Raw genomic sequence first — 6,570 nt, forward strand, 5'->3', positions numbered from 1 at the left:
CATGCCGGCAAAGGCGCGGTCGTGCTCGATGCGGAACTCCAGCCCCCAATCCATCAGAATGTAGTTTTCGGTCCACGGCCTGGTCTGCGCGGCATGCTGGACAAGCACGACCTGATCGACCGCCAGCGTTTCGTAGACGATGCCGGGATGCGGTCGCGGCAGGTAGAGGATGCAGATGTCGAGCAGGCCTTCCGCCAGCTGGTCGATCGCCGAGTCCGGGAAGCTGCCCTCCAGCCGCAGCGCCACGTTCGGCCGCCTGGCGCGCATCCACTCGACCCATGGCGAGGTGATGCGGTCCCACAGATAGGCAGGCGCGGTCAGCCGCAGCAAGGTCTCGTAGCCATCGGGAACGGCGATGTCCTGCCGCGATTGCTCCCAGGTGCGGGTGATGGAAGAGGCATGTGGCAGGAACTGCCGGCCGGCCGGCGTCAGCGTGACGCCATCGCGGTCGCGCACGAAAAGCCGGCGGCCCAACTGCTCCTCCAGCCCCCTGATCCGTGCGCTGACGGTGGACTGCGCGAGGTTGAGCCGGCTGGCTGCGACGGTGAAGCTGCCATGGGTGGCGACTTCGAGAAAGCTGCGCAGATTTTCAGTGTCCATGCCCACCTCTGCATCGAAAATTTCGATGACCCCTATCAAAAAATATCGCTTTCCGGCGGCAGTCAACAATGAACTAGATGGCCGAACCCCAAGACACGCGAGGAATCCAGCCATGCCCAAGCATTTCCGGATGATCGACAACGCTCGCAGAACGCTCACTGCAATCGAAAATTCCGCTGTCGACGAATTGCTGGCCGGCAGGATGGACCGCCGCGACTTCCTGCGCCATGGCAGCGTGCTTGGTCTCTCACTGCCGTTCCTGGGCAGCCTTGTCGCGGCCGCCGGCCTCGGCACGCAGCAAGCACGCGCGGAGGGCAAGCCGGGCGGCACGGTGCGCGCCGGCGTGGCGACGCCGGGCGGCGCCATCGATCCCGTCACCTATTATGACAGCGGCAGCTACCAGCTGGTTTTCCAGACCGCCGAATTTCTCTGCATCACGCAGCCGGACCTCACCTTGAAGCCGGTGCTGGCGGAGAGCTGGGCGCCGAACGAGGACGGCAGCGTCTGGACGTTCAAGCTGCGCAAGGGCGTGAAATTCCACAATGGCGAGGATTTCAAGGCCGACGACGTCGTCGCGACCTTCGACCGGCTGGCCGACCCCAAAGGCGCTTCTAATGCACTTTCCGTGTTCAAGGGGCTGCTGTCGAAAGGCGGCACCCGGAAGGTCGACGACCACACCGTCGCCTTCCATCTCGATGCGCCGAATGGCAGCTTTCCCTATTCGGTGTCGATCGACAATTACAACGCCGTCATCCTGCCGGCGAGCTACAAGGGCGACTACGAAAAGACGTTCGAAGGAACCGGGCCATTCCGGCTGGAGACCTACACGCCAAAGGTCGGCGCGACCTTCATCCGCAATACCGACTATTGGGGCGAGAAGGCGCTGCCTGACCGGCTCGAATTCAAATTCTACGGCGACGTGCAACCGCGCATCCTGGCGCTGCAGGCCGGCGAGGTCGACATCCTCGACGCCGTTCCGCTCGATGTAAGCCAGGTGGTGCTGAACAGTCCTGATATCACGGTGCTGCGTGTCGCTTCGACCGCGCACCGGCAGCTTCACATGCGCTGCGACACCGGCCCCTTCACCGACAAGCGCGTGCGCCAGGCGCTGGCGCTGTGCATCGACCGCTCCAAGCTGGTCGACGGGCTGTGCCGCGGCATGGCGGCGACCGGCAATGACAGCCCCTTCGCACCCGCTTTCCCCGCAACCGACAAGACGGTGCCGCAGCGCGTCCAGGATATCGCCAAGGCCAAGCAGTTGCTGGAGGCGGCGGGCCTTGCCAGTGGTTTCGACATCACGCTAACGACGCTGCGCTATTCCGACATTCCCCGCTACGCGCAATTGTTCCAGAATTTCGCCAAGGGAATCGGTGCCCGCATCTCGCTCAACATCGAAGACCAGGACAAATATTACGGCAAGGCGGTGTTCGGCCAGTCGGACTGGCTGGACAGCCCACTTGGCATCACCGACTACGCCCATCGCAGCGTGCCGAACGTCTTCCTGAAGAGCCCGCTGGTCAGCGACGGTCCGTGGAATGCGGCGCATTTCAAGAGCCCGGCCTATGACGGCATGGTCACCAGCTATCTCAAGGCGCTTGATGTCGGCGCGCAACGCGCTGCCGCCTCCGACATCCAGAAACTGCTGCTCGACGAGACGCCTGTCATCTTCAGCTATTTTCCCGATCTGCTGGTGCCGGTGCGCAAGAATGTCAGCGGCTTGCCGCCGATCGCCGCCGGCCTGCTGCTCGATCGCGTGTCCCTGAGCTGATCGTGCCTCAACGCCCGATGACAAAAGAAACTAAACGGGAGACTACCATTCGCAAGCCTCATCTGCGCGGCCGCGGGCCGCATTTTCCGCTGCTCGACAGCATCGTGCAGTACGACTTCGAGCCGGGCTACATAGCCTTCACCATGCCGACGCAGAAGCGCCTGCGTGTGCAGGTGGGGTCAATGACCGTGGCCGATACGACCAACGCCTTGGTGTTCTACGAATCCGATCATCTGCCGGTCTACTATTTTCCGATCGGCGACGTTCGCGAGGAGTTCCTGCTGCCGAGCAAGACCACGACAGAGGACCCATTCAAGGGCACAGCCACCCACTATTCGCTCAACACCGGCATCACGCTGGTCGAGGACGCGGCCTGGCGCTATCTCGATCCGGTCAAGGGCTGTCCGCCGATATCGGACTACATGTCGTTCACCTGGAGCAAGATGGGGCACTGGTTCGAGGAGGACGAGGAGATCTTTGTCCACGCCCGCGATCCCTTCCGCCGCGTCGACTGCCTGCCGTCGTCGCGGCGCGTGCAGGTCATCCTCGATGGTGAGCAGGTCGCCGATTCACGCCGCGGCGTGTTCCTGTTCGAGACCGGCCATCCAGTGCGCCACTATCTGCCAATCGCCGACACGCGGCTCGATATGTTCGCGCCCAGCCGCTACATCTCGCGCTGTCCTTACAAGGGCATCTCCAACTATTATCACGTGACGACCAAGGCCAAGCGTCACGAGAACCTCGTCTGGTATTATCCTGAGCCGGTGCACGAGGCGGAGCGCATCAAGGGGCTGGTCTGTTTCCACCACGAGCTGGTCGACAAGATCCTGGTCGATGGCGTCGAAATCCCGAAGGAAGCCACGGCCGCGTCGAGCGGTTATTTCTAGGCATCGACGCCGCTTGCGCGCGGGCGCTTGATCGAAGCACGGGTCAGCGCATACCCTCCCTGGGACAGGGAGGACACTCGATGGATCTTTTCAAGCTGGATGGCGATGTCGCGCTGGTCACCGGCGCCGGCAGCGGCATCGGCCAGGCCATCGCGATCGGGCTGGCCGAGGCAGGCGCCGACATCGCCTGTTTTGGTCATGCGTCGAAAGGCGGGCTGGATGAAACGGCGCACCGGATCACGGCACTCGGCCGCAAGGCGCTGGTGCTGAACGGTACAGTGACATCGCAGAGCGATCTGGCGGCGGCGATCGATCGAGTCGAGAGCGAACTCGGTGCGCTGACCGTTGCGGTCAACAATGCCGGCATTGCCGGCTCCGAACCCGCCGAGACGATGCCGCTGGAGACGTGGCAGAAGGTGCACGAGGTCAATGTCGCCGGCGTGTTCCTGTCCTGTCAGGCCGAAGCGCGCAAGATGCTGGTGCGAGGCAAGGGCTCGATCATCAACATCGCCTCGATGTCGGGCACCATCGTCAACCGGGGCCTGACGCAGGCGCACTACAATTCTTCGAAGGCCGCCGTCATCCACATGTCCAGGAGTCTCGCTATGGAGTGGGCCGATCGCGGCCTGCGCGTCAATGTCGTCAGCCCGGGCTACACACTGACGCCGATGAACAAGCGGCCTGAGGTGGCCGAAGAGGTGAAGATCTTCAAGCGCGACACGCCGATGGGGCGGATGGCGGCGCCGGAGGAAATGGTCGGACCGACGGTGTTCCTGGCCAGCCGCGCAGCGAGCTTCGTCACCGGCCTCGACCTGATTGTCGATGGCGGCTACGTCTGCTGGTAGAGGTTCAACTTCGCCTGCAGTCTGAATTTATACGCCTCGCGCGGTGTTAGTCGTTGCGCGACATGAACCTTGATATATATAATTTCATCCCATGAAACTGGCTTGGCGAGATGGCGCTTGCCGGGTCGACAGCCGAGAACATGAGACCTTGATGGCTCGCACCTTGCAAGGCGCCGCAAGACTGGCAATCGATCCGCAGATGACCGCCCCCGCAGCGATCCGTCGGCAACCATGACGCCGACACTGCAGTCCTGTTCCATCATCACTAGAATTGAGCACCATCTTGCCTGCGTCGGCCAAAGCCGGGGCAATAATCTGGCGCCGACGGCCTTGCGCAAAGACCAGCCTTTCCAACACAATCAAGAAAAGCCGCAAGAAGGGAACGAACGATAATTTTCACAGCTTGAAGGAGAACAAGCATGTCACTTCGCAGTGTGATTTCGAACTTAACAATGGGAACCTTCGCACTCGCCGCGGCGAGTGCACTGACACCTTCCGCCCAAGCCGCCGCACCAGAATCCAACGATCCGATCAAGATCGCGCTGTTCGACTGGACCAGCGTCAATCTGAACGCCAAGATCCTTGGCGGTATCCTGGAAAAGCTCGGCTATACCGTCGAGTATCCCACGGCCGACTACCTCTCCAGCCTGACCACGGGCCTCACCAATGGCGATCTTGATGTCGGCCTGGAGTTCTGGGACACGACCGCCGGCGAAGCCATGAAGGCCTCCGATGCGACCGGCCAGACCGAACGGCTGGGTAAGCTCGGACCCAAGGCCAAGGAAGAATGGTGGTTTCCGGAATACATGAAGGAGAAATGCCCGGGCCTGCCCAATTGGGAAGCGCTGAAGGACCCGAAATGCGCCGAAGCCTTCTCGACGGCGGAGACCGCACCGAAGGGACGCTATCTCGGCGGCCCGGTGACATGGGAAGGCTTTGACGACGAGCGCGTCGAGGCGCTGAAACTGCCCTTCACCGTCATCCATGCCGGCACCGACGCGGCGATGTTCGCCGAGCTCGATTCCGCCTATCAGCGCAAGGCGCCGATCATGCTGTGGATCTATTCGCCGCATTGGGCGCCTGCCAAATACAAGGGCGAGTGGGTTGAATTCCCGGAATACACGCCCGAGTGCTACAACGACCCGAAATGGGGCGTGAACCCCGACGCCAAATATGACTGCGGCAAGCCGCATGGCGAGATCTGGAAATACTCCTGGTCCGGCATGAAGGACAAATGGCCGGTCGCCTACAAGGTGGCCAAGGCCTACACGATCGACACCGATGAGCTCAACAAGATGAGCGGCGAGATCGATCTCGGCGGCAAGACACCGGAGGACGTCGCAGCTGCCTGGATCGCCGCCCACGAGGCCGACTGGAAAGCCTGGGCGCAGTGATCGTTCCGACTGGAAAAATGAGACCCGGCTGCTGACCAGCCGGGCCTCACTTGTTGATATTCCAGAGGGACGTTCGAATGACGGACAGGACTGAACAGGAGCCAAACACGGCGGGCGCGCCAAAAGACGCCCGTCCGGTAAAGCTTGCCTGCCGCAATGTCTGGAAATTGTTCGGATCGAACGCGGCCAATTTCATCCGCGAACGTGACGGCAAGGCCAGCATAGCCGACGTCACGGCTGCCGGGCTGGTCGGCGCGGTGCGCGCCGTCGACCTCGAAATCCGCCAGGGCGAGATTTTCATCATCATGGGCCTGTCGGGCTCCGGCAAGTCGACGCTGGTGCGCTGCATGTCGAGGCTGGTCGAGCCGACCCACGGCAAGGTCGAATTCGAGGGCAATGACCTGCTGAAAACCTCCGATGCAGCACTCATCGAATTGCGACGACACCGCATGGGCATGGTGTTCCAAAATTTTGCGCTGTTGCCGCATCTCAACGTGCTGGAGAACATCGCCTTCCCGCTCAGCATCCAGGGGCAGGACCGGGCGACACGCGAAGCAAGGGCGCGCGAGGTCATCGAGCTTGTCGGCTTAAGGGGTCGCGAGCATTTCTATCCGCGCGAACTGTCCGGCGGCCAGCAGCAGCGTGTCGGCATCGCCCGCAGCCTGGCGACAAAACCGGAAATCTGGTTCCTCGACGAGCCGTTCTCGGCGCTCGATCCGCTGATCCGCCGCGAGATGCAGGACGAGCTGATGCGGTTGCAGATGATGCTGCACAAGACCATCGTCTTCATCACCCATGATTTCGACGAGGCCATCCGGCTGGCCGACCGCATCGCCATCATGAAGGATGGCGAGGTCATCCAGATCGGCACGCCGGAGGAACTGGTGGTCAATCCGGCGACCGACTACGTCGCCGAGTTCACCCGCGACGTCGACCGCGCCAAGGTGATCTCGGCACGCAGCCTGATGCGCGCCTGCGACGGCTCGGAGCACGGCGGAACGGTGGCGCCGGAGGCCAAGATATCCAGCTTTTCCGCCAGCATCGTTGCCGCCAACAAGCCGTTCGCGGTCGTCAAC

The 6,570-nt window shown here is 62.3% G+C and carries 6 protein-coding genes; 5 read left to right on the top strand and 1 reads right to left on the bottom strand.

Annotated features, from left to right (window positions below):
* Nucleotides 1-600: LysR family transcriptional regulator (locus tag EOA22_RS12560; protein ID WP_164755384.1), on the bottom strand; the 600-nt coding region annotated here is incomplete at its 3' end.
* Nucleotides 601-712: 112 nt separating this feature from the next.
* Between EOA22_RS12560 and EOA22_RS12565 the strand changes: the two genes are divergently transcribed.
* The 5 genes from EOA22_RS12565 to EOA22_RS12585 form a co-directional block, all read left to right on the top strand.
* Nucleotides 713-2,368, top strand: a complete 1,656-nt coding sequence (locus EOA22_RS12565) for an ABC transporter substrate-binding protein (RefSeq protein WP_063167626.1) — start codon at nucleotides 713-715, stop codon at nucleotides 2,366-2,368.
* Nucleotides 2,365-3,255 carry a DUF427 domain-containing protein gene (locus EOA22_RS12570; RefSeq protein WP_164745786.1) on the top strand — a complete coding sequence of 297 codons (891 nt, stop codon included), beginning with the start codon at nucleotides 2,365-2,367 and terminating at the stop codon, nucleotides 3,253-3,255. The genes EOA22_RS12565 and EOA22_RS12570 overlap by 4 nt, the downstream gene beginning before the upstream one ends.
* Nucleotides 3,256-3,335: 80 nt before the next feature.
* On the top strand, nucleotides 3,336-4,100 hold the full coding sequence (locus EOA22_RS12575) for an SDR family oxidoreductase (RefSeq protein ID WP_013532887.1): 765 nt from the start codon (nucleotides 3,336-3,338) through the stop codon (nucleotides 4,098-4,100).
* A 419-nt stretch (nucleotides 4,101-4,519) separates the two neighbouring features.
* Nucleotides 4,520-5,494: an ABC transporter substrate-binding protein gene (locus EOA22_RS12580; protein WP_027163833.1), complete on the top strand. Its 975-nt coding sequence runs from the start codon at nucleotides 4,520-4,522 to the stop codon at nucleotides 5,492-5,494.
* A 77-nt stretch (nucleotides 5,495-5,571) separates the two neighbouring features.
* Nucleotides 5,572-6,570 (top strand): glycine betaine/L-proline ABC transporter ATP-binding protein (locus EOA22_RS12585; RefSeq protein ID WP_245478628.1); only part of this gene is annotated, 999 nt, incomplete at its 3' end.

Source organism: Mesorhizobium sp. M7A.F.Ca.US.014.04.1.1 (assembly GCF_003998745.1).
Taxonomy (GTDB): Bacteria; Pseudomonadota; Alphaproteobacteria; order Rhizobiales; family Rhizobiaceae; genus Mesorhizobium; species Mesorhizobium ciceri.

Bases quoted from the DNA above. Each gene is read 5' to 3' on its own strand.
- EOA22_RS12565 (WP_063167626.1), top strand. From the start codon at position 713: ATGCCCAAGCATTTCCGGATGATCGACAACGCTCGCAGAACGCTCACT.
- EOA22_RS12580 (WP_027163833.1), top strand. From the start codon at position 4,520: ATGTCACTTCGCAGTGTGATTTCGAACTTAACAATGGGAACCTTCGCA.
- EOA22_RS12575 (WP_013532887.1), top strand. From the start codon at position 3,336: ATGGATCTTTTCAAGCTGGATGGCGATGTCGCGCTGGTCACCGGCGCC.